We start from the raw sequence: 25,131 nt of genomic DNA, 5'->3' as shown, positions 1-25,131 counted from the left end.
ATTAGAAGCTGTTATTCTTAATAAACAAAACCAAAGAATTACAGAGCGAGTGTATAAAGACTTAACTACAGAAACCTCTACTACAGATATTTTAGATTTTGTTGCTGCTTCATTAAAAACAACCACCAAATCACCAACAATTTTGGCTGTTACAGCCTCTAGCCGAGATCCATATGAATCAGCTGACTTTTATGAAGGGCTATTAAACTTTAAGGGAGTAGAATCAAGCTGGTTACCTCTAACCCCCGCCTTAGCAAAAGCGATTACGAGTAAGCAATGTGAAAGTTTGGATTCTTTACGCACTGACTCTATGGGTGTTTTTAATCGTGAGACAATTTACCCTGATCGAATTAAGGCCGAAAAAGCGCTTTGTGATAAAGGGGTAGATCATTTAGTTAAACTGATTGAAAACGCGACGGGGATGATGTTTAACGGTGGCGATCAGAGTTTAACCAGAAAAGTACTGTTTGATGATAACGGTAAGCAATATCCTTGGACTCACGCAATTTTACAAAGACCATTACTTGTTGGCACAAGTGCAGGCACTGCTGTGCAAAGTGGTGGTAAAAATGAATATGGTTCAGTGCCGATGATTTCAAATGGTACAAGTTTAGCGGCAATGAGAGAAGGCTCGTTTGCTGTTTCACCTCCAAGTGAGCGCTGTGAAAATGAGTGCAGTAATAAGCTTTCGTCTGATAGCCTAACTTATGAAAAACAAGGTGGGCTAGGTAGCTTTACGTACGGTGTTCTTGATACACACTTTAGCGAGCGCAACAGAACAATGCGTTTAGCTAGATTATTGGCAGATACAGGGCAAAAACATGGCTTTGGGGTTGATGAAACTACAGCGCTTGTATCAATACGAGCTGGTGGAACTTCCTTAATGACAGTGATTGGTAAAAGCGGTGTTGTGCATGTTCAATCAGACGCTAAAAATAGCGGAGCTATTAGTTATTGGCCTGTAGGTACGGTTATTGATGTAACAAAGGATGGCTTTAACTTAGCTAAACGAACTGTTGATAATGCACTCCCAAGTATTAAAATTCCGCCACTGCCGATGCAGCGTTTCGGCACCATATTTTCAGATGCTAAATTACGCTCGCTTGTACAAGCTATGTGTTTAACACAAGAGCAACAAGCAGTAGCACAGCATGATGAGTTTTTATTGGATTTAAATGCTACTGAAAACACTCATTATTACCGTGTAAACACAAGTAGTACAGGCTGTGCGGTAGAAAACCTAGCCTTTAAAGTTAAGACCTTTTAACAGTATAAGATACTGAAAAAGTAGTGGATTATTTGTTCATTATTAGTTAGCGTAAGACTAATAATGAACAAACCATGGAATGGAGTTATGAAATATAACGTACTACTTTTATCTATTTTTGGCTGTTTATTTGCCTATTTATCTATACCCGTTATTGGTTATGGATCAGCTATTGCGATTCCAACTGAAGTACTCTCAGCCCTTTATGACTTGTCACCTAACTTTGCTTTATCAATGGTTGATATCGTTACTTTAGGCCTTCCTTTATTAGCTTTACTTTTAGTGTTTTTACTCATTAGTAAGTCGCTGTATCTTAGAGACAAAGCGTATTCATATTTTATATTGCTGACACCATTTTTAGCGCTGCATTTATATTTTGCTCTTAACACCTTTTCTGCAAATATTGATAACACCACTTTACTGACTAGTTTGCCTAAGTATGTATTACTAGTGCTTTTTGTGGCGCTGTTTTCTACACATAAAAAACCGCGTTTTAGTTGATGTAAGTCATACGCGAAAGTTCAATATATAAGCTAATCTGTAATTAATCAGTGAACGAAGTTGGTAACACGATGAAAAAATTACTGCTATTAACAAGTGGGGGTGATTGCCCTGGGCTTAATGGAGTGATCAGAGCGGTGGTTAAAGCAGCCGAACATGATGGCGATTGGCAGGTGTATGGTAGCCGAAGAGCATATTGTGGTGTGCTTGAAAAACCAAATGATATTATACACTTAACTAGTGAAGTGGTGGCTGGTATTCATGTTCGAGGTGGAACAATTCTAGAAACAGTTAATAAAGGTAATCCAACTGCATTTCCTGCTGAAATAGCAGGTGAACAAGTGTTTATTGACCGCTCTGATGAGTTAATCAGTATTATTAAGCAACTTGGTTTTGATGCCGTTATTAATATTGGTGGTGATGGTTCACACAGAGTATCTCAGCATCTATTTGAGCATGGCTTAAATATTGTCGGCGTGCCAAAAACCATTGATAATGATTTATATGGCACTGATTACACAATAGGTTTTCAGACTGCTGTCGACACCGCCACAGAAGCCATTGATCGATTAATACCAACAGCACAAAGTCACAACCGGGTGATTGTAACTGAAGTCATGGGTCGCGATGCAGGTTGGATTTGTTTGCATTCAGCAATTGCAGCAGGCGCTGAAGTAGCCCTTATTCCAGAAATTCCTTACGATATTGAAGCGATTAAAGCAAAACTTAAATCACGTTTTGACAAAGGGCATGGATTTGCCAACATCGTAATTTCAGAGGGGGCTAAACCACTTGCTGGCAGTGTAGTGAGTAAACAATCAAATGAGTTTGGTTATGAAAACCCAATTCTTGGTGGTATTGCAGAGCATTTGGCTTCACAAATACGAGTCGCACTTGATCTAGATGTGAGAGTGACAGTACTAGGCCATATTCAACGCGGTGGTACACCTAATGCGTTCGATAGAGTATTAGCAGCCGAATTTGGTGTGCAAGCATTCGAGCTTGTAAAACATGGCCGATTTGGTTTTATTCCTGTCAGTAAAGACGGAGAAATTAAACCAATCAGTTTAAAAGAAGCTACCTCTGAATATCGTGTTATTCCTTTAGAACACTCGTTAATTTCAAGCGCTCGAGCAATGGGTATGTGCTTAGGCGAAGAGCTCAGTTAATCAAGCGAATTTACTATAACTGATAGTTTTAAAACGATTTTTTTAACAAGCTATCAGTTATAATATCAAACCTTCTATTCGTTTTATTTCTTTTGAACAAAACATGCTTTACAGCAAGTTATTTATTTAATGTAAAGTTATTTAAATATGGTTGATCTGTGCCTTTTTTAGTTTAGAATGATCGTTCACTCTAAACTAAGGAAATACACATGCAGCGCTCTCGCATTCCATTTTTTGCAGTGTCAGCTTTGGCTGGTGCTGTTTTATTATCAGGCTGCGGCCAATCAGAATCGGCTCAAGGGCAAACGCAGGCAGCTCAAGCTGTACCTGTTGGCGTTATTGAGATGCAAAGCAAACCTCTTACGCTAACTAAAGAATTACCAGGTCGTGTTGCTGCTTCACGTATCGCGCAAATTCGTCCGCAGGTTAACGGTATTATCCAGTCGCGTATGTTCGTTGAAGGTGCTGAAGTTGAAAAGGGCCAAGCCTTATATCAAATTGATCCGTCTACATTTGAAGCTGAAGTAGCTACCAGTAAAGCTGCTATTACTAAAGCTCAAGCAAGTATTGCTAATGCCAAAGCAAAAGCTGAACGTTACAAAGAGTTGTTGAGTATCAAAGCTGTAAGCCAACAAGATTATGATGAAGCAGATGCTGCATATAAAGGTGCAAAAGCAGACTTACTAACAGCTCAGGCGCAGCTTAAAACAGCTGAAATTAACTTGAACTATAGCAAAGTATTAGCACCAATTAGCGGCCAAATTGGCAAATCAGATGTAACAGCAGGTGCCCTAGTTAGCGCTAATCAAGCAACTGCGTTAGCAACAATTACTCAGCTAGATCCTATTTATGTTGATTTAACTCAATCGAGCAGTGAATTAACACGTTTGAAAAAAGCGATCGCTGCCGGTGAGCTTGATAAAGATGCTGCTTTACATTCAAAAGTTGAATTAAAGATGGAAGATGGCAGCACTTATCAACATAAAGGCACGTTACAATTCTCAGAAGTAACGGTTGACCCAAGCACTGGCTCAGTCACCTTACGTGCTGAATTTCCTAATCCTGAAAAATTACTTCTGCCTGGTATGTATGTTCGCGCAGTGATTGTTGAAGGTGTCAAAAATGATGCGATTTTAGCACCACAGCGCGGTGTCAGTAGAAATACCAAAGGTGAGCCTACTGCCATGGTTGTAAGCAAAGACAACACCGTAGAAGCACGCGTGCTTAAAACTGATCGTACTGTTGGTTCAAACTGGTTAGTGACAGACGGCCTAAACAATGGCGATAAGTTGATTGTTGAAGGTTTACAGAAAATCCGCCCAGGTGCACCAGTCAATGCAATGCCTGCAGAATCAGCAGCTAACAGCCAGTAACGGAGAAACTTAATGTCACGATTTTTTATTGATCGGCCCATATTTGCATGGGTACTTGCTATCGTAGTTATGCTGGCAGGTATCTTAGCAATTAGAAGTTTGCCAGTTGCGCAATATCCATCAATTGCACCGCCTGCAATTAGTATTCAAGCCTCATACCCTGGTGCGTCGGCCCGTACTCTAGAAGATACGGTTACACAGGTTATTGAACAAAAAATGAAAGGGCTAGATGGCTTGCTCTACATGTCGTCAACGTCAGAATCTAATGGCTCAGCTACTCTAACGTTAACCTTTACTGCGGATACAGACCCAGATATCGCACAGGTTCAAGTACAAAACAAGCTGTCGTTGGCAACACCGTTATTACCAGAAGAAGTACAACGTCAAGGTGTATCCGTTGCTAAATCTGCACGTAACTTCCTAATGGTTGTAGGATTTGTTTCTGAAGACGGTAGTATGAATAATATCGATATCGGTGATTATGTTTCATCAAACGTGCTTGATATTATCTCTCGTGTTAACGGTGTCGGGGAAGTACAGCTGTTTGGTTCTCAGTATGCAATGCGTATTTGGTTAGACCCAGCTAAATTACTCAAGTACTCGTTAACTCCTGCTGATATTAGTGCAGCAATCAGTGCCCAAAATGCACAGGTTTCGGCAGGTCAACTGGGTGCATTGCCAGCAGTGAGTGGCCAGCAACTTAATGCGACAGTGACTGCACAAAGCCGTTTACAAACACCTGAGCAATTTAGAAATATCTTTGTAAAAACTAATACTGATGGTTCAGTTGTTCGTTTAAGTGACGTTGCAGATGTTGAACTAGGTGGTGAAAACTACGGTGTTGTAGCTCGTTTTAACGGTAAACCTGCATCAGGCTTAGGTGTCAAGCTTGCCAGCGGTGCTAATGCACTTGATACAGCAGATGGCGTAAAAGCTGCACTTGCAGAGCTTGAGCCTTTCTTCCCTGAAGGCTTAAAAACGGTTGTTCCCTACGATACAACGCCATTCGTATCACTTTCAATTGAGAAAGTTGTCAGTACGCTGATTGAAGCTGTTGTGCTGGTGTTCTTGGTAATGTACTTATTCTTACAGAACTTCAGAGCAACACTTATTCCTACTATTGCAGTGCCTGTGGTACTGCTAGGTACGTTTGCTATCTTACAGGTTTTTGGCTTCTCTATTAATACCTTAACTATGTTTGCTATGGTGCTTGCCATTGGTCTACTGGTAGATGATGCAATCGTCGTCGTTGAAAACGTTGAACGTGTAATGACCGAAGAGAACTTGTCTCCACTTGAAGCAACACGTAAATCAATGGACGAAATCAAAGGTGCGCTTGTTGGTATTGCGATGGTACTCTCAGCAGTATTTGTGCCTATGGCGTTCTTCCCAGGCTCAACCGGTGTTATTTATCGCCAGTTCTCAATTACCTTGGTCACAGCGATGAGCTTATCAGTACTGGTTGCATTGATTTTAACGCCAGCGCTTTGTGCGACCATCTTAAAACCAAGCCATGTTCACAATAATAAATCATTTATTGGTCGTTTCTTCCTTGGTTTTAACCGTGGTTTTGATAAAACAAACTCGGGTGCGCAAGGTTTTGTGTCTCGCATGATCAAACATAGTAAACGCTATTTACTTATTTACGGTTTAATCGTGGGTGGCATGGTGTTTATTTTCTCACAATTACCATCGGCATTCTTACCAGATGAAGACCAAGGTATTTTGTTTAACCAAGTAAGCCTACCTGCAGGTGCGACAACAGAGCAAACCTTAAAAGTTGTTGAAAAGATGGAACATCACTTCTTAGAAGATCAATCAGAAGCGGTTAAATCTATCTTTACGGTAACAGGTTTTAGCTTTGCAGGTTCGGGTCAAAACGCGGCAATCGGTTTTGTTGGTTTAAAACATTGGGATGAGCGTCAGCGCCCAGATCTTTCAGTGGGGGCGGTTGCTGGTAAAGCCATGGGGTACTTCTCAACGATTAAAGAAGCATTCGTGTTTGCTTTTCCACCACCAGCTGTTGTTGAGCTTGGCACTGCAAATGGTTTTACATTATACCTTCAAGACCGAGTTGGCTTAGGTCACGAGAAATTACTTGAAGCACGAAATATGTTTTTAGGTATGGCTGCGCAAAACCCAGTACTATCAGGTGTACGTCCTAATGGTCAAGAAGATAAACCAGAGCTTGAGCTTGATATAGATTTAGCGAAAGCAGAAGCGTTAGGTCTTACTCAAGCAGACATCAATAACACGTTATCGACGGCCTGGGGTAGTAGCTATGTAAATGACTTTATTGACCGTGGTCGCGTGAAAAAAGTGTACCTACAAGGCACACCTGAATCGCGCATGGTGCCAGAAGACTTAGACAAGTGGTATGTACGTAATGCAAATGGTGACATGGTACCATTTACTGCGTTTGCTCATTCATATTGGACTTATGGCTCACCGCGTCTTGAGCGCTATAATGGCTTCTCTGCGATGGAAATCCAAGGTGCTGCAGCGCCGGGTTACAGTACTGGCCAAGCGATGACCGAAGTTGAAAAAATGGTTAAGAAGTTACCCCCTGGTGTGTCGTTCGAATGGACAGGTATTTCATATGAAGAACGTTTAAGTGGTGGTCAAGCACCATTACTTTATGCACTTTCATTGCTGGTTGTATTCTTATGTCTAGCGGCGTTATACGAGAGCTGGTCAGTCCCTGCGGCAGTTATGCTGATTGTACCGCTAGGGGTATTTGGTGCTTCGATTGCCTCATTTGTATTTAACTTATCAAATGATATTTATCTACAAGTTGGTCTATTAACCACTATTGGTCTTGCATCAAAAAATGCCATCTTGATTGTAGAGTTTGCTATTCATAAAATGGATGAAGGTATGAAGCTTGTCGATGCAGCAGTGGCAGCCATTCGCCTGCGTTTACGTCCAATCTTTATGACATCAATGGCATTTGTGTGCGGTGTACTACCTCTTGCAATTGCATCAAGTGCAGGTTCAGGTGCACAAAATGCGCTAGGTATTGCTGTTATTGGCGGTACACTCGCGTCATCGACCATAGTTGTGTTGTTTGTGCCATTGTTTTTTGTACTAGTGCGTCGTGTATTCCCAGGCAAAACAAAGTCAAACAATGAGGAGCAGGCATAATGAAAGTAAAACTTATCTCAGTGTCTGTTGCTGCACTTATGTTATCTGCCTGTAATATGGCGCCAGATATGGAGCAACGTGAATTACCCGTTGCACAAAACTATGATATCCAAGGTACAGCAGGTGATATCAATGCACTAAATTGGCAGTCATTTTTCAGTAATACGCAACTTCAACAGTTGATTGCGCTAACACTTGAAAACAACAAAGACATCAAAACTGCTGCACTAAATGTGCAGCAGGTAAGAGCAATGTACCAGATTGAAGATTCAGCGTTATACCCAAGCATTGATCTAAATGCGTCGGGTACGCGTCAGCGTCTTCCTGCTGATTTATCTGGTACTGGCCAAGCAACTATTTCTGAAAATTATTCAGCTACAGTTGGCTTAACTGCTTATGAAATTGACCTTTGGGGTAAAGTACGTAACCAATCTGAACAAGCTTTACAAAACCTCTATGCAGCTGAATATAGTTTAACCAGTGTGCGCATTAGTTTGATTTCAGAATTAGTGAATGCATGGCTTAACTATGCGACGGACAAAGAGCTATTGGCGCTCGCCAACGAGACTTTAAAGTCTCAGCAAGAGTCTTTAGAGCTAACTCGTAAAACATTTGCTCTTGGCGCTGCTTCTCAGTTAACGCTATCACAACTTGAGAGTACTGTGGCAACGGCTAAGGTCGATATTGCGAATTATCAGCGCTTGTTAAAGCGCGATAAAAATGCGCTCGACTTTTTAGTGGGTAAAACCGTCACTGCGGATTTATTACCAACTGAAAGTATAGATGATGTACTGAGCTTACCAGATGTGCCGGTTGGTTTGCCGTCAGAACTGCTTACTCAACGACCAGATATTAAGGCTGCTGAGCATGATTTACTTGCAGCCAATGCAAATATTGGTGTGGCAAAAGCGGCATTCTATCCAAGCATCAGTTTAACCGCGAATGCGGGTACGGCTTCTGCTGACTTAAGTAATCTTTTTGATTCAGGTTCAGGTACATGGAGTTTTGTACCATCTATCAATTTGCCTATTTTTAACATGGGCCGCAACCAAGCTAACCTTGATGTTGCACAATCTCAGCAAGAAATAGCACTAACCAGCTATGAGCAAACCATACAGCAAGCATTCAAAGAAGTCTCTGATGCCCTTGCTGACCGTGAAGGTTATATGCATCAGTTAGATGCCCTCAATGACTTGTATCAAAGTAATGAGCTATCTTTTACTTTATCGGATGCTCGTTTTCAAAAGGGCGCAGACAGTTACTTGCAAGTATTGGACGCACAACGAAATTGGTACAGTGCAGGGCAACAGTTAATATTGGGTAAGCAAGCGTATCTGGCGAGCCAAATTCATTTGTATAAAGCACTCGGTGGCGGCTGGAATGCACAAAAAGCTGTGCAATAAATCTGCAAAAGCATAATTTATTTAAGGTTTTGCAGGTTCTTAGTTGTTTTGACTCTCCGCAAAGATTAAGATCCTGTAAACCTTGTTTAAATTAAAGTTAACTGTAGTCAGTAAAGCTTGGAGAAACCATGACGCAAAAAACGAAAAGACACAATGACCCTGCTCTTGCCGAAGCAAGACGTAATCAAGTGCTCTGTGCCGCGGCTGATTGTTTTCGACGTAAGGGCTACCATGGCGCAGGAATGGCGGAAATTTCTAAAACCGCAGGCATGAGCGCTGGCCATATCTATAATTACTTCGCCAGCAAAGAGGCAATTATAGAATCAATTGTCGAACGTGACATGGAAGAAATGTTCTCAATTTTTAAAGAATTTGCAGATAAACCCGGCGATCGTGTCACTGTATTGCTTGATGGCCTGGGTAGAGGTGTTGAACGCCATACCGATTTAAATCAAGGTGCTCTTGATTTAGAAATGCTCGCAGAAGCTGCACGCAATGAAAAAGTGGCTAACTTATTACGTGAGTCAGATAGCCATGCTCGTGATTCTATGCGTGACTTATTAGTTGGTGACAGAGGGCCTTTACAAGGGACGGCACTTGATGAAGTGAATGCTCGTATTGAAGTTATGTTTTCTGTGATGGGCGGCCTTTTACTGCGTAAAATGCTCAACCCTGACCTCGATACTGATGAGTTACTAAAAGCTCTTCGCCCCGCAATGAAAACTCTATTGTTACCATTTGAATAGAGCGCTCATTAAAAGCGCTCTATAGACCATTGGATTGCCATAATTGCAATTAGCACTGATCCTGCTGGCATAATGGCTTTTTTATACCAGGGATTATTTCTAAGTAGCATTAGTAGCGGTAAACAAATGGCTAAAATAACGAGTTGACCTATCTCAACCCCTAAATTAAACGCTAAAATACTCATTAGCTGGTATTCATTCGATAAGCCAAGCTCACCTAACACACTCGCAAATCCCATACCATGCAATAGACCAAAGCAGAAGGTGATCCAACCTAAACGTACAATCATCGGCCAGATGTTATTAACGGCAGCAAATAAAACTGAAAGCGCGATACCTAATTCTACCCAACGTGTGTTTGGCGATATGATATTCATTGCAGTTGCTGTGAGGGTCATTGAGTGAGCAAGCGTAAATGCAGTGATGATCCACGCTGTATCGACAAGGATTTGTTTTTTTGACTCGACACGTTGCCACTCACCTTGCTTACGCACCAATACACAGCCAAGCAATAGAGCGATTAAAAACAAAATATGATCTGTGCCCATCCAAATATGTAATATGCCTTGCTGTACATATTCAACAAATGTTGTGATAAAGCTTTGCTCTTTAAAGTTGATAACTTGTTTTGGCGTGTTTTCTGTAAACACGCGGCTTGAGTTAGCAATAGCAGCAATTGCTTGATGATGCTCATCTAATTCAAACAAGGCAGTGTAATTAATCGTTATTGAACTATCAGAAGGGCAATCTACTTGTAGTGGCACATGAATGTACGATTGATTAAAGTGGTTATTCACGCTGAGCTCACCTTCAAAAGCGATCTTGCAGCTTAGTTGTTGCTGTAAAACAATCAAATGGCTATTTAGATAGTTAAAAATTGCTTGCTGCTGAGAGGTAATTTCATGCCATGCAATTACATTATCCTGATTTTTATCGAAGTTTACTGCTTTATCGAGATCAGTCACAGAGGCTTGCCAAGAGCCAGTTAATGAAAGTGTATGACTCGTTTGTTGTTCTAAAGTAAGGTAAGCGGTGCTTTGCTGGTGGGCATAACTGGTAAAACTAAAAATCAATAGAAATAGCGTAAACAACAACGACTTTTTCATTTTTATTCCTGAGATAATACAGGCGGGCAAGTCTTATGCTCGAATGACCGCATTTATTTAAGATAAGTAAAAAGGGGCTGTTACTATAGCAAGTACAAAGGTTTAACGGCTAGGTCATCTGTCTTAGAAATAGTGGCTTTGCTCGTGTTTTAATAATGAATCTTTAGGCTGTGTATGGTTAATTAACATTAAGTTTAGCTGTATAAATAATTTCACTTGGGGAGCCTGATTGTGAACCGCCAGTCGGCTCGCGGCTTATCGCTAGCAACGCAATATTTTGCGGTTTAAATAATGCATTGCGGGCAATTTCTTTGCTATCTGTTTTTGGTAATAAAACAATAGGAATAGCGTTGGGGTAGCCTTTTAAACGGATCCATAACTGGTAGTCATAATCAGTTTGTATACTCATATCACTAGCCGCTTTAAGTAAAATACTGTGATCGCTTATATCTAAATTCCAAAGAGGCTTATTTGATGAATCATAAAATGTAACTGAATGACTGATTTTATCGCTAAATGACTCTTGCGGTTGCCAAGTAATCAAAACCAATACAACGCACGCCGCAGAGGCAATAGCAGCCCAAGCATTAAAAATTAAAAAGTTAAAGCCTTTTGCTTTCTTTTCTGCCGGTAAAAGTATCGGGTCAATTCTTTTTGATATTTTATCCCATACTTGTTGATCGGGTGGGTTAGATTCAATCGCGTTTTCTAAATTTTTTATATACCTTTGCCATAATGAGGTTGCGTAGCGAGCTCGTGGTGAGGTTCGCATTAAGCGGCTAAATCTATCTCGGGCATGGCCATGTAATGTGCCTAGAACGTATTCTGCTGCAAGAAAATTAAGTAGCGTGTGGTCATCGTATTTCATAACGAATTAGGCTCAGGATTGATTTAAGTTTTTAAAATAAGCTTCACTAAATATAAATGTCTAGTGTGCTTAACTTTAATTTTAGACTATTAGAGAAAGCCAGCCTTAAAACTTATGATATTTTGCGTATGTAAATAATTGTAAGTTATTCAAAAAGTTGTGAAAAAATGTCCTAAACTTAAAGGGTATGTTTTCAGTTTGAATCTAAGTCATTGATTTTAAAAAGCCAATAGTGTTTAACAAGTAGATTTAACTGGAGTGAAATTTGCATTGTTCTATTCAATTAGAATAACAAGGAGTGATTATGTGGGCAGCTTTTAGTTACTTGGCACTAGCGATTGTATTTATAATTGCGGCTATTATGGTTGAAACTGTGTATTTTGCGCTGTTCTTTTATTGGACTGCTCTGTCGTTGCTTTTAGTTAGCGGCGCTTACTTTTTTAATATCGCACGTATTTTCAGAAAACGAGAAAACGGAGTGATACCCATCTACATCCGTTGGGCATTTATTCCCTTTTTGTTGGGAGCACAACTTTATAACGCATGGTCGAGAAAGCACGACAAAGTTCCGCCACTACAACAAATTAATGAACATTTATTTTTAGCCTGTCGGTTATTTCCTTCAGATATAGACTCAATGAAAGAAATGGGTATTACGGCTATTTTAGATGTAACATGCGAATTTGATGGCCTTGAATGGTCTTCAACACAAGAGAATATTCGTTATTTAAATATTCCTGTACTTGATCACAGCGTACCTACTCGTGCCCAATTACATCAAGCCATTAATTGGATTGACCATCAAGTAAAAGCAGATAGACGTGTCGTTGTGCATTGTGCACTGGGTCGAGGACGCTCAGTATTTGTAATGGCAGCTTACTTACTTAGCCAAAATAAAGATGCAGACGTACATCAAATTCTCGCACAAATTAAAGAGACTCGACAAACAGCCAATCTAAATAAGCGTCAGCTGCGTCATCTTGTTCGCCGACATCGCTCTGGTGACTTATTAATAAAGAATAAAGCCGTACTTATTGCTAACCCAGTATCAGGCACAAAGCTTTGGGAATCAAAACGTAAGCAAATAACATCACGCTTATCTGAGTATTACGATTTAACCGTTTATACAACTTCAGAAGAAGTCGATGGTACTCAACTAGCAAAAGAAGCCCTAGAGTTAAGCCCTGATGTGGTTATTGCTTGTGGTGGTGATGGTACAGTAACTGAAGTTGCAAGTGTGCTTGTTAATACTGATTGTAAACTAGGCATTATTCCTTTGGGTACTGCTAATGCGCTTGCCCATGTTTTAATGGGTATTAAGTCTAAACTTATACCAGTAGAGCAGGCTTGTGAGCTCATTATTGAAGGTCAAGATAGTCGTATTGATACTGCAGTTTGTAATGGCGAGCGTATGTTGTTACTAGTGGGCATCGGTTTTGAACAAAAGATGATCGAAAAAGCGCATCGAGATGCAAAAAATGAGTCAGGTCAACTGGCTTATTTACAGGGCTTTTGGCAAGCATTAGGCGAGCATGAAGCGCAAGACTACGATGTTACCATTGACGATAACGAGCTGAAAACCATTAATACTACAAGTTTAATCATTGCCAATGCCGCGCCATTTACCACGTTACTTGCTCAATCTGCAGGGCAGCCAGATCATCAAGATGGTTTACTTGATGTAAACTGGTTAACACCCAGTGCCGACTCTAAAGCGAGTACTTTAAGCATAGCGGAGTTAGTGTTCTCAAGTATAACTCAAACTAGTTTCGCAATTAATAGTCATCACACAAATGCTAAACGAGTGACTGTGAGCGCAGAAGGTGGATTGAGCTACGTTATTGATGGTGAGGTAAAAACAGCGGATAAACTAGATGTTGAGATTTCACCGAAATCGCTTTCGGTGATTGTAGCTGCTGAAGATTAGCAATGATTACTTTTTAATGCTTTTCCACTGGAAAGAGCCATCATCGGCATGGTCACTATTGATAATGGTATCAATATATAACTGTTCTACTTTTTCACGTGCCCAGGGGGTCTTTCGTAAAAATTTAAGACTCGACTTTACACTTGGGTCATTTTGAAAGCAGCGTACATCGACGTGCGCTGCCATCCCGTCCCAACCAAGTTTTTCTACCAGTTTAGTAACTATGTCAGCTAATTTAACGCCATGTAATGGATTGTTTGGTTGATTGTCCATGATAAATCTTAGGTTATTTGCAACCGCGCAATAGTAACCTATATGCTGGTTTTAAGCTAATTGACATGAATCGTTTTAGCTTTTTTCGGATAAATAATCTCGCCATTAGCATTAAGTCTTAGCCAAGCTAAATCACTGTTTGAAAAATTAGGCTGTTTGGCGGTGCATATTAACGTAATGTCACCAACAGAAATATAAGCACCTTCGGTATAGCGTTTATTTTCATACCAACAGACTTTTTGGTTGTTCAATGCTTCTTGACCGTCGAGCACAATCACTGGATTTTCCTTTGCTAGTGCTTTATTTAAAAATACTAAAATAAACAATGTGCTTAACAGTAAAATTTTCTTTAACAAAATACCTCTCCCGTTGGGCAGATTTGTATAACTACACTAAGCTTATGACAAGGAATAAATAATAAAAAGGTGAACACATGCAATTTGATAAAAATATGATCGACGAACTAACCCTACTTGCAAAATTTCCTCGTAATTCACAAATGCAGGGAATTAAAATTCACTCCGATGCCGAAAGTTCAATTAGAGATGCAGCACAACGTCTTTATGATAAGGGCATTACTGACAGCCCAGATGGAGGCTACTTAACTGATTTGGGACTAGATTTAATTAACCATGTGAGTGTGATTAACTCAGCGCTTAGATAACAAAAATACAGGCCCGAAGTGTTCGGGCCTTTTTCATGAATAACCGAAAAGCTTAAATTGCATCCGGCTGATTTTGTGGTGCAGCATCAATAAATGCATCAAGCTTATTACATTGCTCATAAACTGCGGCAATTTTAGGGTACTTACTCATATCAACCTTAAAGCGCAGAGCATTAAATACTTGCGGCACTAAGCACACATCAGCAAGCGTTGGTTTGTTGCCCACACAAAAGGTGTTCGCTTCATTGAGAAGTTTTTCGATACTCTCAAAACCAACTTCTACCCAATGTTTATACCAGGTGGTTTTTGCCTCTTCGTCAACACCAAGATCGTTAGCTAAGAACTTTAATACGCGCAAATTATCGATAGGGTGGATATCACATGCTACGGCATAACATAAATTGCGTATTTGAGCTTTTTGCCAAGCATCTCCAGTTAAAAGAGGTGTTTCAGGGTGGGCTTCTTCAAGCCATTCTAAAATAGCCAGTGATTGCGCAAGTACACCTTGTTCAGTTTCAAGTGCTGGCAATAATCCTTGAGGGTTTTTTGCTAGATACTCGTCGCTTTGCTGCTCTGATTTTAATAAATTTACAGTCACCAACTCGTGATCAATATTCTTTAAATTAAGAGCAATGCGTACTCGGTATGCAGCTGATGAACGAAAATAGCTATAAAGTTTCATTATGCGTCCTGTTTACCAGTGAAATATTTTTTAATCGTGCGCCAACAGTCTGTGTAGTTAGGCTGACGCTCTTTGCCTTCAAGGGCATATTTAGTTGGTGAAATAACGTAACGCGATTCGAACATAAATGCCAAGGTGTTTTCGTAACGTTGTGGTTCAAGCTCAGCATTTGATGCCTTTTCAAACACATCGGCTTCAGGACCATGTGGCGACATGCAATTATGTAAGCTAGAACCGCCTGGTACAAAGCCATGCTCTTTAGCATCGTAAACGCCTTCAATTAAGCCCATAAATTCACTCATAATATTACGGTGGTAATAAGGTGGGCGGAAGGTATTCTCAGCAACCATCCAACGCGGCGGGAAGATAGCAAAGTCGATATTAGCAACCCCTTCTGTTCCCGATGGTGATGTTAATACGGTGAAGATTGATGGATCAGGGTGATCGTAACTTACAGTATTCATTACATTGAATCTTGCAAGGTCATACTTATAAGGGGCGCTATTACCTGTCCAAGCTACGACATCTAAAGGAGAGTGACCAATATCACAGCGGAACATATTGCCGTTGAATTTAGCAACCAGTTCGAAATCACCTTCAATATCTTCATAAGCTGCTACAGGGTAGTGGAAGTCACGATCATTTGCATAACCGTTTGCACCTACAGGGCCGCGCTCAGGTAAAATATAAGCATGTCCGTAGTTTTCGCAAATATAGCCTCGGGCTGTATCAGTAAGCAAATCAACAGCAAATTTAATCCCTCGAGGAATAACAGCAATTTCACCAGCACGAACTGTTAGTTTTCCGCACTCTGTTCTTAGTAACAGTTCACCTTCTTGCGGTACAAACAGCATTTCACCATCAGCATTATAAAAGTAACGGTTTTGCATTGATTTATTAGCGACATAGATATGAATACCAATACCTGTTTGTGCATTGGCACTGCCGTTGGCAGCCATAGTAACTAAACCATCAATAAAATCAGTTGGCTCTGCTGGAATTTCAATTGGATCCCAACGTAGCATTGTCGGTGGTGTTGGCACTTCTGTTATAGGTGCTGTACGAATAAGGCCATTGTCGATTGGCGTGTAATCACCTTGTACTACTGATGGGCGAATGCGGTAAAACCAAGTACGTCGGTTATCTGCACGAGGCGCTGTAAATGCCGTTGTGCTGAACTGCTCTGCATATAAATCGTATTTTACTTTTTGTGGGCTGAATTGACCGATAGGTAATGCACCGGGTAATGCTTCGGTTTCAAATTCATTACCAAAGCCTGTCATATATTGTAATTCGTTATTCATCACTAGACTCCTGAAAGGTTTTAGGTAAGATACTCTCATGTGAGACTAAATTCAAACCGCACTGAATTTGCTTGTGTAAATATTTTTTGACAGTAGTGTAACCATGACAATAGATAAACAGCCAAAGCTCGATTTACAGCAGTTCTTACCTTACTCATTAACCAATATTGCAATGCAGATGAGTGAGCAATTTAGTGAGCTATATCAAAAGCAGTTTGATTTAACCGTGCCACAATGGCGAGTAGTCGCGAATCTTGCTCAATACGGTGAATGCACTGCTAAACAGTTGTGTGATATGGCACAAATGGATAAATCAACGGTGTCCCGTGCAGTAAAGTCGTTATTAACAAGAAACCTTATTGCAGCAAAAGCGAACCCAACAGATAAACGCGCAAACCTGTTATCGTTATCAGAGGCAGGAGTAGGTTTGCATAAACAAATTGTTCCACTAGCAAATGAGTGGCAATCAAGTTTAGTCAGTGGCTTAGATAGCCAAGAAATTAAACAATTTATGAACACTCTTATTAAGCTTTCCAGTCACTTAAATAAAAATGTGTAAATCTGTAATCAAGGCTTTATAGCAATTGATTTAGACAATCGATACGTATATGATAATGGCTATCATTTACAATTAGAAATTTGGATGTCCCCCCTATGAAATTAGCGTTAAACACCGTTAAAACACTAGGTCTTAGCCTAGTATTAGCATCTACTTTTATTGCCCAACCTGTATTGGCAAATGGTCCAATTGGTGAGCACGTTAATCATCTAAAAGAAAATTTAAAAGATTACTCAGAAGACGTTGAGTGGATGATCGGTAAAGTTGACACCATGGTTACCGATTATGAAACAAAAGGCCCAAAAGCGGTTAAAAGCGATGATTTAATTGAATACTGGGAGTCAGTTAAGTTTCACAGTGCAATTGAAACTAATTATGTGCCGGTTTATGCATCAATCTGGCAAGGTATTTATGGTATCAAAATGGCCATTGATGATAAAAAGCCAGCAAGCGAAGTTCGTGAGCACCAAAAGGCCTTAAATGCTGCCTTGTGGCAGGGTCTTGGAGCTGTTAAACTTGCTGCCGATTTTCAGCAAAAAGGCTTATTAAAAGCTGTAAAAGCAACTGCTTCTGAGACAATGACGCAAAGCGCTACTATCGATGAGATTAAACACAAATTAGATCGTGTTGTTGCAAAATATGCAGAACGTTTAAGCGATGAAGCAACACAAATCGTACACGATACTTACCTTCATTTATTCGAGGGTGTTGAAGGTACACTTATTGAAAAAGATGCGAAGTTAGTAGAAGTTCTCGAAAAAGATTTTAATGTAACCCTGCCAAAAGCTATTTCTGATAAAGGGTCTGTTGACCAAGTACGTGCAGTGGTTGTTGATATGCAAGAAAAACTAGATCGCGCTAAGGTGTTACTAGAAGAAGCCGAAAAAGCACGTAAGGATGTATTTTAGTGAAGCGTAGGACCTTTATTCAAGGCCTGGCTGCGTTTGGGGTAGTGGGCGCAATGCCACTACCTCTTTCTCGTGCCTTTGCAGCCTCTGCTGCAAGCCCAATTTCAGTGAAAGACTTACCAGCCCTTGAGGGTGACCTAACATTATATTTAGGCCGTGGTGAAGGTGGTTTGTACGAAAACGTACTGCAATCAATTCAAAAGAAAAACCCAAAACTTAATTTAGCTATTCGACGAGGGCCAACTGCTGCATTAGCCAACATGATTGTGGCTGAAGCGAAAGCAGGTGTAAAACGTGCTGATTTATTTTGGGCGGTTGACTCAGGTGCTATTGGCTTAGTAACAGACGCGGGTCTAGCTAAACCTTTACCATCTGACTTAGTAGCGCAGTTACAGCCGCAGTTTCGTTATCCTGGCTGGGCACCAGTGACAGGCCGTATTCGTACATTGCCTTATAACACTAAGCGTCTAAGCAAAGAGCAGATCCCAGATAGTATAATGGCAATTGCTGACAGTGATTTATCAATTGGTTGGGCACCTGCTTACGCATCTTTCCAATCATTCGTGACGGCAATGCGCATACTTGAGGGGGATGATAAAACAGCTAAATGGCTTAAAAAAGTTCAAAAACGCTCTAAAAATTATGCTGGTGAACTCGGTGTCGTCATGGCTGTTGAACGTGGCGAAGTGGATATTGGCTTTGCTAACCATTATTACACATTACGCCTTAAGGCAGGTAAACCGGATGCTAACCTTGATCTTGCTTTTACAAATCAAGATGCAGGTTGTTTAGTTAATGCATCGGGTGTCTTATCGCTGACAGATAATCCTAATGCAATGAATTTTATGCGTTACTTACTAAGTTCAGAAGTACAAAGTTACTTAGCTCGTGAAGCATATGAAATCCCATTGATCCAAGGTATTGACCAGCCAGCTGGGCTACCTGCGTTAACTGATATTTCACCTCCGAAAATCGATTTAACTCAATTGGCAGATTTAAGGCCAACTCTCGACCTTATGCGCAGTAGCGGTGTTTTATAATGCGCATACCTGCTTCTTATCCCATGGCGCTGCTTGCAGCGCTTTTGGCATTAGTGCCAGTATATATTTTAATCACTTTAGCCAGTGATGCGGCTGCTGTTTTTGATAGTCATAATTTAAAAATTCTTGGTAACACCTTATCACTTATGGTGTTAACGGTAATAGGCTCTATTTTAATTGGCGTGCCTCTGGCGTTTATTAGTGCTTATGTTCAACTTCCATTTAAAAAGCTTTGGCTTGTTCTGTTTGCAGCTCCGCTTGCAATCCCAAGCTATATTGGTGCGTTTACTTTGTATGCTGCATTTGGTCCCGGCGGTGAGATAAATCAGCTGTTGGGCTTTAAAACGCCCCCTATGTATGGGTTAACTGGTGCTGCCATTGTAATGACGCTATATACATTTCCGTTTGTAATGCTTACAACGCGTTCGTCTTTACTGAGCCTTGATGCGAGCATGGTTAATGCCGCGCGTACATTAGGTATGTCGATGCCGATGAGTGTATTTAAAGTAATACTGCCACGCGTAATAAATGGGATTGCTGCGGGTTCATTATTGGTTGCACTTTATACTTTATCAGATTTTGGTACACCAGCTATGATGCGTTTAGATACCTTTACTCGTGTAATCTATGTTGAATATAACGCATTCGGTTTAAGCCGCGCAGCTATGTTGTCGCTACAATTAATGGTGATAGTTGGCTTTTTACTGTTCATTGAGTCACAAATTAAAACAGCATCTGAGCGCCATGGCAGACCGCTGATGTTATTCCCATCTAACGGTCAAAAATTAGCAATGCTGGTGACTTTTTTGCCTGTTTTGGTACTTGCGATTTGTTTGCCGTTAGCCATTTTTACCCTTTGGCTTGCCCGTGACGGTGTTGCTGATTTTGATTTTAGCATAGCTTGGAATTCGGCTTATGCGTCTGGTATTGCAGCTACTGTGGCTGTTGTTGTTGCAGTACCTGTAGCCCATGCTGCATTAAGCGGCAAAGTAGGGCGTATTATGGAACGGGTAACTTATTTTGGTTTTGGTATTCCGGGTATCGTGATGGGTACTGCTCTTGTGTATGGTGGCCTGCAATTGCCGCTTCTATACCAAACTTTAGCCTTATTAGTGATTGCCTACGTATTGCGTTTTTTACCGCTGGCGGTTGGTTCTGTGCGTACCAGTACTGAACATTTAGATTCCAGCTTAATCAAATCAGCACGCGTTCTGGGGGCAAGCCCTCGCGAAGCATTTATGCGTATTACCTTGCCTTTAACAATGCGCGGTATCATTGCCGGTGCCGCCTTGGTATTTTTAGAATCAATGCGAGAACTTGAAGCTACGTTGTTACTTGGTCCTACAGGGTTCGAAACCCTATCAACCTATTTATGGCGTGTTTATGAAGCCGGTTACTTTGGTCGTGCTGCAATACCTGGCTTATTGTTGGTAGTGATATCAGCATGTGGCTTAGCTATAATGCTCTCAGGTGAAAAACGCAGTCAATTAGAACATTAAGGATCAGTTTAATGCTATCAGTTAGTAAGCTGTCTATCGATTATGGTAGCAATCGTGTGGTAAGTGAACTTAACTTATCACTTGGGGAAAGTGAGATCCTCATGCTAGTTGGTCCAACTGGCTGTGGTAAAAGTACAATTTTACAAGCGTTAGCTGGGCTAATTCCCATTAGCGAAGGTGAAATTAATTTAGGCTCATGGCGAGCAACGCCAAAGTTAAAAGTACCACCTGAAAAGCGAAAAGTAGGTATGGTGTTTCAAGACTTTGCGCTATTTCCGCACTTAACGGTACAGCAAAATATTTGTTTTAGATTGACTGATACCTCAAAAGCAGATCATTGGATTAAGCTACTGGGTCTTGAAGCTTTTCGAAATAAAAAGCCAGCTACATTATCAGGCGGTCAAAAACAGCGCGTAGCGCTTGCTCGTACGCTTGCCCATGATCCTGAGTTTGTATTACTAGATGAACCCTTATCTAACCTTGATGCAGCTTTAAAAGATACCCTTCGTTGGGATATCCGTAATGCATTAAAAGATGCTGGTGTACCTGCAATTTGGGTAACCCACGACCAAGAAGAAGCTTTATCTGTTGGTGACCGTGTCGGCGTACTTAAAGAAGGTATTATTCAACAAATTGACACCCCTGAGCGTTGTTTTAGTTTACCAAGCAATCGCTTTGTTGCGCGCTTTTTAGGTGAAGCAAGTTTTATCTCTGGCCATTGTGAAGGTGATATCGCCACAACTGATTTAGGTAATGCGCCAGCTATTAAAGTAGACCATAATGCAGCAAAGGTTGATGTATTACTTCGCCCCGATGATGTTCACCTTATTCAAAATGCGAGTACTAGCAATGGTAAAGTGACGTGGGTCCGTTACGAAGGTGGCAGCCGCTTATGCGCTGTTAAATTAGCGTGTGATACAGTAGTGACAAGCCGAGTGAGTCATGAGGTGGTGGTGCGCCCAGGTGATGCAGTTCATGTTTCTATCAATACAACACACCCACTTGCGGTTTACGCAGCTTAAATAAAAGTATCTGTGCAGGTCTCACTGGCCTGCATTTTTTAGAAAGCTTTCAGCCATCAGACGCGAGTAAAATCAGCTACCTAGCAACTTGCTTACTTTCCTCTTAAAGCTCGTAACTACTATTTTTACCAGCTAAAGCCCGTCCTACGGAAATTTTATCAGGTATTAGGCTCTAGGTTTTGGCATTAGGTTTCAGATACAAGGACGCGATGTAAAATCGCTGCTACTAGTAACTTTCTAACTTTACTCTCGAAGCTTTACTCTTGTTAACTTTCCCCTAGTAGCTTTACTCTCGTAACTTGTAATAGCTAACTTTCTCAAAACGTAAAAAGCCCGCCAGTAGGGGCGGGCTTTTGCTTTATAACAAGGTTAACTCGTTATTAGAATGTGTAACGTACACCTACACGCATTTCCCAAACTGATGCGCTGCTTTGAGTTGCAGTTTTACCATTGTTAGGGTTAAAGTCTGAGTATACGTAGCGACCTTGGTCGTCAAGGTCTACAGTCACCATGCTGTTACCAACAAAACTACCTTTCTTAAGTACGCCCCAGTCATCGTTTAACATGTTTGTTAAATTATCGATAACGAAGAATACTTCACCTTTGTGACCAGGCATGAAACCAGGTAATTCTTGAGTCATCTTGAAGTTAACTTTAGTGAACCAATCAGCATTTTGACGGTTACGACCAGAGATTTCACCGCGTTCAAGGCCTTGAGCAGAGATCCACTCGTTGAACTCAGTTACTTCTTCAGGAGTCATGTTGTAAACAACGTTAGGGTCATTCACTTCAGGGATATACATTAGCTGACGACTACCGTTTGAGTTGTTATCACCCCAAACATCATTGTCTCTATCATCAAATGTGTAGCTGTATGGAAGACCTTTGTACGTTTCACTGAATAGGTTGAAACGTGTGTTGTAACCATCGAACAGCTCAGTTGTGTAACCTAATGTCATAGTAAAACGATGTGGGATCTCGTAATCAGATGTGTGCGCACCTGGGTTAGTCGGATCGTATGTCGCTAAGTTACCGTAGTTTGAGCTCGCTACAGAGCTAGTCATAGGGTTAACATCAGTTGAATCAGTGTAAGCGTAAGCTAGTTGTACGCTAATGCCGTTATCAAAGCGTTTGCTCATTGCAGCAGAGATAACATGAGACTCACCGCTATCGCCACTTACGTTAGTCAGTAGTAAATCGCCACGACGACCTTCTTTAGACTCAAGAATTGGACGACCGTCAAACGTTGTTTCACCAGAATCTTGTAACGCGATGTCTTCTAGGAAAGCAGCATCTTTACGTTTAGTGAATAAGTAATCAAGTGAGAATACATACTCATCTTCAGTTGTGTATGTTGCACCTACAGAGTATTTCCATTCTGAAGGCATATCGAAGTCTGGGTCAACAGCGTTTACAGATGAATCACCTGAACCAATAACTGTGTTTGCAACTTGATCGTACAAGCTTTGTGGTACTTCGTAACCTGGCGTGCCGCCGTTTACGTTTGGCGTAGCGAATAGGTCAACACCACCTCTGATTGATGTACCAATGTTAGTGATACCATCATTCGAGTATGAGTTAGATAACCAAACGTTCGGGTTACCACCAGAGAATAGGCCAACACCTGCGCGAACTTCTAATGCATCCGTTGCATACCACTCAAAACCAACACGTGGTTGAATTAAGTCAATGCCGTCGAATGTTGCTTGGTTACTGAAACCGTAGCGGTTAGTAAAGTTTTCATTGTAGTTAGGTTTGTCGTCACTTGTATATTTGTCGTAACGAAGACCAAACGTTAATGTTGCATCTAAATCTGTGAAGCTGTACTCATCTTGCACATATAAAGTGTGTTGTGCATAAGAGAAGTTAGCCGCAGCATCTGTTGGATCGTTAGTACCAGCCGCATTGTTGTAATAAACACGATCTGCAAAACCAGCTTCAAAATCATCTACAGATTTAAAGCGCCACTCACCTTGAGTGTGCTGAACGAATTGGTTGAATACGTCTAACTCTTCAAACTCATAGCCAGCAGTAATCGTGTGTTGATCAAGGTAGTATGTACCCGCAATTTTTGCTGTCACTGTTTCGTAGCTAAGAGCATTTGATTGACGAGAGTCATCTGGACCAATGTAGATAGTACCGCCATCTTCTGTGCGAATTTGCATTTCACCAAAGCTACTTGCTGCATCTAAAGAGCGAACTGTCTGGTCTAATTCTGATTTACCTAGACGAACCTCAGTTGAAAATTCATCAGACCAATCTGAGTAAAGTGAACCAATGATTGATGTAAACTCAGCACTTTGCTTGAAGAAGTGATTATCTAAAGTAACAGTGTTGCTGTAAGCATCTGACTGAGACAGTGTAAAACCATCGTTATAGTTATAGATTAAGTTAGCACGGTGATCATCGTTGATGTTCCAGTCAAGTTTAACTAAGATTTTTTCATCTTCAACTGGTGCGCTTGATGGCATACCACCAGCATCATAGTTATAAACATCTTGGGCAATTTGTTGTACACGTGCAACATCTGCTGCTGAAACACTACCTGTGTCTAGACCGCCGTAGTTGTATTGCTTTACACCTTCAAGTTTTTCGTATGATGTAAATAAGAAAAGGCTATCTTTAATTAGTGGTAAACCAACGTTGAAGCCGTAACGTTTTTCAGTGTAATCACCGTTGTCGTAGTCTTCACCTTCGATTTTATCGCCTTTCATTGAATCATTTGTATAATCGAAGAACATACCACCGTGTACTTCGTTACCACCTGATTTAGTAACAGCGTTGATGTTACATGATGTGAAACCACCGTATTGAACATCAAAAGGTGCAAGCTCAACGGCAACCTGCTCGATCGAATCGAAAGAGAAAGGAGCGCGGATAGTTGGGTAACCGTTTGAGCTTAGACCGAAGTTATCGTTCATACGAACGCCGTCTAGCGTTAAGCTGTTAAAGCGTGGGTTACCACCACCACAGTTGATAGAACCACGGCTATCATCAATTGTTACACGTGGGTCGATACGAACGATATCTTTTAAATCACGGTTGATAGCTGGTTGGTTTTCTAAATCTTCAAGTGTGAACGTTGCAGCTGGACCTGTACCACCAGACATACGGCTGATAGGACGACCTGTAACTACGATTTGTTCTACATCAGATTGTCTCTCTAACGTAACATTAACTGGGTAGTCAGCACCCACTTGTAGGTTGATGTTGTTGAATGTTTGATCTGCGAAAACGTCAGAATCTACAACAACGCGGTAAGGACCACCTACACGTAGGCCTTTTGCTGTGAAGTAACCCGCATCGTTCGTTTCAGTTTCTTTAGTTGAACCTGAAGGTAAGTGAACGATTGTAATCTTAGTGCCTGCAGCAGGGTTGCCGCTAGGACCTTTGATTTGACCCTTGATAGCAGATGTTGTTTCATTTGCTAACGCTGCACCACTCACACCAACACATGCTGCAATAGCAAGTGATAGAGCTGTTTTGCGGAGTTGGATTTTCATTATGTTATTTCCCGTGTTAGAGGTTATGTTTCATTTATAGTTTGCTGTCAGTTGGCATCTTGAGCGCCTTTACTAACGGTTTTGCCGATTTATCAAATAAATTATTTAATAAACCAGCTAATCTTATGCCACCTTGTTGTAGGCGAGTTTTAACAATCGGTAAGTTTTTATAG

The 25,131-nt window shown here is 40.9% G+C and carries 21 protein-coding genes and 1 pseudogene; 14 read left to right on the top strand and 8 right to left on the bottom strand.

The window, feature by feature from the left end; translation table 11 throughout:
- The 7 genes from L1D46_RS12645 to L1D46_RS12615 form a co-directional block, all read left to right on the top strand.
- Positions 1-1,267, top strand: a 1,267-nt coding sequence (locus L1D46_RS12645; RefSeq protein ID WP_239977617.1) for a cyanophycinase, incomplete at its 5' end; no start/stop codon positions are given.
- Between the two features lie 87 nt (positions 1,268-1,354).
- A complete protein-coding gene (locus tag L1D46_RS12640; protein WP_130052440.1) occupies positions 1,355-1,768 on the top strand; it encodes a hypothetical protein in 414 nt (137 codons plus the stop codon).
- 71 nt (positions 1,769-1,839) lie between these two features.
- On the top strand, positions 1,840-2,937 hold the full coding sequence (locus tag L1D46_RS12635) for an ATP-dependent 6-phosphofructokinase (RefSeq protein WP_130052439.1): 1,098 nt from the start codon (positions 1,840-1,842) through the stop codon (positions 2,935-2,937).
- A 209-nt stretch (positions 2,938-3,146) separates the two neighbouring features.
- A complete protein-coding gene (locus tag L1D46_RS12630) occupies positions 3,147-4,310 on the top strand; it encodes an efflux RND transporter periplasmic adaptor subunit (protein WP_130052438.1) in 1,164 nt (387 codons plus the stop codon).
- A gap of 12 nt (positions 4,311-4,322) precedes the next feature.
- Positions 4,323-7,454, top strand: a complete 3,132-nt coding sequence (locus tag L1D46_RS12625) for an efflux RND transporter permease subunit (RefSeq protein ID WP_239977616.1) — start codon at positions 4,323-4,325, stop codon at positions 7,452-7,454.
- Positions 7,454-8,857, top strand: a complete 1,404-nt coding sequence (locus tag L1D46_RS12620) for an efflux transporter outer membrane subunit (protein ID WP_130052436.1) — start codon at positions 7,454-7,456, stop codon at positions 8,855-8,857. The genes L1D46_RS12625 and L1D46_RS12620 overlap by 1 nt, the downstream gene beginning before the upstream one ends.
- A 128-nt stretch (positions 8,858-8,985) precedes the next feature.
- Positions 8,986-9,603, top strand: a complete 618-nt coding sequence (locus L1D46_RS12615) for a TetR/AcrR family transcriptional regulator (RefSeq protein WP_130052435.1) — start codon at positions 8,986-8,988, stop codon at positions 9,601-9,603.
- Positions 9,604-9,611: 8 nt separating this feature from the next.
- Here L1D46_RS12615 and L1D46_RS12610 read toward each other — a convergent pair whose 3' ends face one another.
- Together L1D46_RS12610 and L1D46_RS12605 are read right to left on the bottom strand one after the other, a co-directional pair.
- On the bottom strand, positions 9,612-10,709 hold the full coding sequence (locus L1D46_RS12610; protein WP_130052434.1) for a HupE/UreJ family protein: 1,098 nt from the start codon (positions 10,707-10,709) through the stop codon (positions 9,612-9,614).
- Positions 10,710-10,887: 178 nt separating this feature from the next.
- Positions 10,888-11,577 (bottom strand): anti-sigma factor, encoded by a 690-nt coding sequence (locus L1D46_RS12605; protein ID WP_239977615.1) that lies wholly within the window; start codon positions 11,575-11,577, stop codon positions 10,888-10,890.
- A gap of 304 nt (positions 11,578-11,881) precedes the next feature.
- Here L1D46_RS12605 and L1D46_RS12600 point away from each other — a divergent pair, with 304 nt between their 5' ends.
- Entirely contained in the window at positions 11,882-13,504 is a 1,623-nt protein-coding gene (locus tag L1D46_RS12600) for a diacylglycerol kinase family protein (protein ID WP_130052432.1), read from the top strand.
- A gap of 6 nt (positions 13,505-13,510) precedes the next feature.
- Here L1D46_RS12600 and L1D46_RS12595 read toward each other — a convergent pair whose 3' ends face one another.
- Positions 13,511-13,777 carry a VF530 family protein gene (locus L1D46_RS12595; protein WP_130052431.1) on the bottom strand — a complete coding sequence of 89 codons (267 nt, stop codon included), beginning with the start codon at positions 13,775-13,777 and terminating at the stop codon, positions 13,511-13,513.
- A 56-nt stretch (positions 13,778-13,833) separates the two neighbouring features.
- A complete protein-coding gene (locus L1D46_RS12590) occupies positions 13,834-14,133 on the bottom strand; it encodes a DUF1496 domain-containing protein (RefSeq protein ID WP_168990036.1) in 300 nt (99 codons plus the stop codon).
- A gap of 77 nt (positions 14,134-14,210) precedes the next feature.
- On the opposite strand from L1D46_RS12590, the gene L1D46_RS12585 reads away from it, so the two are divergent.
- Positions 14,211-14,441: a TIGR02647 family protein gene (locus L1D46_RS12585; RefSeq protein WP_130052429.1), complete on the top strand. Its 231-nt coding sequence runs from the start codon at positions 14,211-14,213 to the stop codon at positions 14,439-14,441.
- 52 nt (positions 14,442-14,493) lie between these two features.
- Here L1D46_RS12585 and maiA read toward each other — a convergent pair whose 3' ends face one another.
- Positions 14,494-15,123: a maleylacetoacetate isomerase gene (maiA, locus tag L1D46_RS12580; RefSeq protein ID WP_130052428.1), complete on the bottom strand. Its 630-nt coding sequence runs from the start codon at positions 15,121-15,123 to the stop codon at positions 14,494-14,496.
- Complete coding sequence (hmgA, locus tag L1D46_RS12575; protein ID WP_130052427.1) at positions 15,123-16,427, bottom strand: homogentisate 1,2-dioxygenase; 1,305 nt, start codon at positions 16,425-16,427, stop codon at positions 15,123-15,125. Before hmgA ends, maiA begins: the two co-directional genes overlap by 1 nt.
- A 103-nt stretch (positions 16,428-16,530) precedes the next feature.
- On the opposite strand from hmgA, the gene L1D46_RS12570 reads away from it, so the two are divergent.
- The 5 genes from L1D46_RS12570 to L1D46_RS12550 all read left to right on the top strand — a co-directional run bounded on the left by L1D46_RS12570 (position 16,531) and on the right by L1D46_RS12550 (position 21,455).
- Complete coding sequence (locus L1D46_RS12570; protein WP_130052426.1) at positions 16,531-16,986, top strand: MarR family winged helix-turn-helix transcriptional regulator; 456 nt, start codon at positions 16,531-16,533, stop codon at positions 16,984-16,986.
- A gap of 95 nt (positions 16,987-17,081) precedes the next feature.
- Complete coding sequence (locus tag L1D46_RS12565; protein ID WP_130052425.1) at positions 17,082-17,894, top strand: hypothetical protein; 813 nt, start codon at positions 17,082-17,084, stop codon at positions 17,892-17,894.
- Positions 17,894-18,934, top strand: a complete 1,041-nt coding sequence (locus tag L1D46_RS12560; RefSeq protein ID WP_130052424.1) for an extracellular solute-binding protein — start codon at positions 17,894-17,896, stop codon at positions 18,932-18,934. Before L1D46_RS12565 ends, L1D46_RS12560 begins: the two co-directional genes overlap by 1 nt.
- A complete protein-coding gene (locus tag L1D46_RS12555; RefSeq protein WP_130052423.1) occupies positions 18,934-20,433 on the top strand; it encodes an iron ABC transporter permease in 1,500 nt (499 codons plus the stop codon). The genes L1D46_RS12560 and L1D46_RS12555 overlap by 1 nt, the downstream gene beginning before the upstream one ends.
- Before the next feature lie 11 nt (positions 20,434-20,444).
- The gene (locus L1D46_RS12550) at positions 20,445-21,455 is read left to right on the top strand and encodes an ABC transporter ATP-binding protein (protein ID WP_130052422.1); all 1,011 of its coding nucleotides are present in this window, start codon (positions 20,445-20,447) and stop codon (positions 21,453-21,455) included.
- A 380-nt stretch (positions 21,456-21,835) separates the two neighbouring features.
- Here the strand turns inward: L1D46_RS12550 and L1D46_RS12545 are convergent, their stop codons facing one another.
- Both L1D46_RS12545 and L1D46_RS12540 read right to left on the bottom strand, forming a co-directional pair.
- On the bottom strand, positions 21,836-24,958 hold the full coding sequence (locus tag L1D46_RS12545; protein WP_130052421.1) for a TonB-dependent receptor: 3,123 nt from the start codon (positions 24,956-24,958) through the stop codon (positions 21,836-21,838).
- 34 nt (positions 24,959-24,992) lie between these two features.
- Positions 24,993-25,131, bottom strand: a pseudogene (locus L1D46_RS12540) (S1/P1 Nuclease); the annotation flags it as partial.

Source organism: Pseudoalteromonas sp. Isolate3, assembly GCF_022398505.1.
Lineage (GTDB): Bacteria > Pseudomonadota > Gammaproteobacteria > Enterobacterales > Alteromonadaceae > Pseudoalteromonas > Pseudoalteromonas apostichopi.
This window is presented reverse-complemented; position numbering and strand designations above follow the sequence as displayed.

What these genes read in the sequence shown, in the direction of transcription:
- L1D46_RS12625 (WP_239977616.1), top strand. Translation starts at nt 4,323, where the DNA reads ATGTCACGATTTTTTATTGATCGGCCCATATTTGCATGGGTACTTGCT.
- L1D46_RS12550 (WP_130052422.1), top strand. Translation starts at nt 20,445, where the DNA reads ATGCTATCAGTTAGTAAGCTGTCTATCGATTATGGTAGCAATCGTGTG.
- L1D46_RS12600 (WP_130052432.1), top strand. Translation starts at nt 11,882, where the DNA reads ATGTGGGCAGCTTTTAGTTACTTGGCACTAGCGATTGTATTTATAATT.
- L1D46_RS12615 (WP_130052435.1), top strand. Translation starts at nt 8,986, where the DNA reads ATGACGCAAAAAACGAAAAGACACAATGACCCTGCTCTTGCCGAAGCA.
- L1D46_RS12605 (WP_239977615.1), bottom strand. Translation starts at nt 11,577, where the DNA reads ATGAAATACGATGACCACACGCTACTTAATTTTCTTGCAGCAGAATAC.
- L1D46_RS12565 (WP_130052425.1), top strand. Translation starts at nt 17,082, where the DNA reads ATGAAATTAGCGTTAAACACCGTTAAAACACTAGGTCTTAGCCTAGTA.
- L1D46_RS12570 (WP_130052426.1), top strand. Translation starts at nt 16,531, where the DNA reads ATGACAATAGATAAACAGCCAAAGCTCGATTTACAGCAGTTCTTACCT.
- L1D46_RS12635 (WP_130052439.1), top strand. Translation starts at nt 1,840, where the DNA reads ATGAAAAAATTACTGCTATTAACAAGTGGGGGTGATTGCCCTGGGCTT.
- L1D46_RS12620 (WP_130052436.1), top strand. Translation starts at nt 7,454, where the DNA reads ATGAAAGTAAAACTTATCTCAGTGTCTGTTGCTGCACTTATGTTATCT.
- L1D46_RS12640 (WP_130052440.1), top strand. Translation starts at nt 1,355, where the DNA reads ATGAAATATAACGTACTACTTTTATCTATTTTTGGCTGTTTATTTGCC.
- L1D46_RS12555 (WP_130052423.1), top strand. Translation starts at nt 18,934, where the DNA reads ATGCGCATACCTGCTTCTTATCCCATGGCGCTGCTTGCAGCGCTTTTG.
- maiA (WP_130052428.1), bottom strand. Translation starts at nt 15,123, where the DNA reads ATGAAACTTTATAGCTATTTTCGTTCATCAGCTGCATACCGAGTACGC.
- L1D46_RS12630 (WP_130052438.1), top strand. Translation starts at nt 3,147, where the DNA reads ATGCAGCGCTCTCGCATTCCATTTTTTGCAGTGTCAGCTTTGGCTGGT.
- L1D46_RS12545 (WP_130052421.1), bottom strand. Translation starts at nt 24,958, where the DNA reads ATGAAAATCCAACTCCGCAAAACAGCTCTATCACTTGCTATTGCAGCA.
- L1D46_RS12595 (WP_130052431.1), bottom strand. Translation starts at nt 13,777, where the DNA reads ATGGACAATCAACCAAACAATCCATTACATGGCGTTAAATTAGCTGAC.
- L1D46_RS12610 (WP_130052434.1), bottom strand. Translation starts at nt 10,709, where the DNA reads ATGAAAAAGTCGTTGTTGTTTACGCTATTTCTATTGATTTTTAGTTTT.
- L1D46_RS12585 (WP_130052429.1), top strand. Translation starts at nt 14,211, where the DNA reads ATGCAATTTGATAAAAATATGATCGACGAACTAACCCTACTTGCAAAA.
- hmgA (WP_130052427.1), bottom strand. Translation starts at nt 16,427, where the DNA reads ATGAATAACGAATTACAATATATGACAGGCTTTGGTAATGAATTTGAA.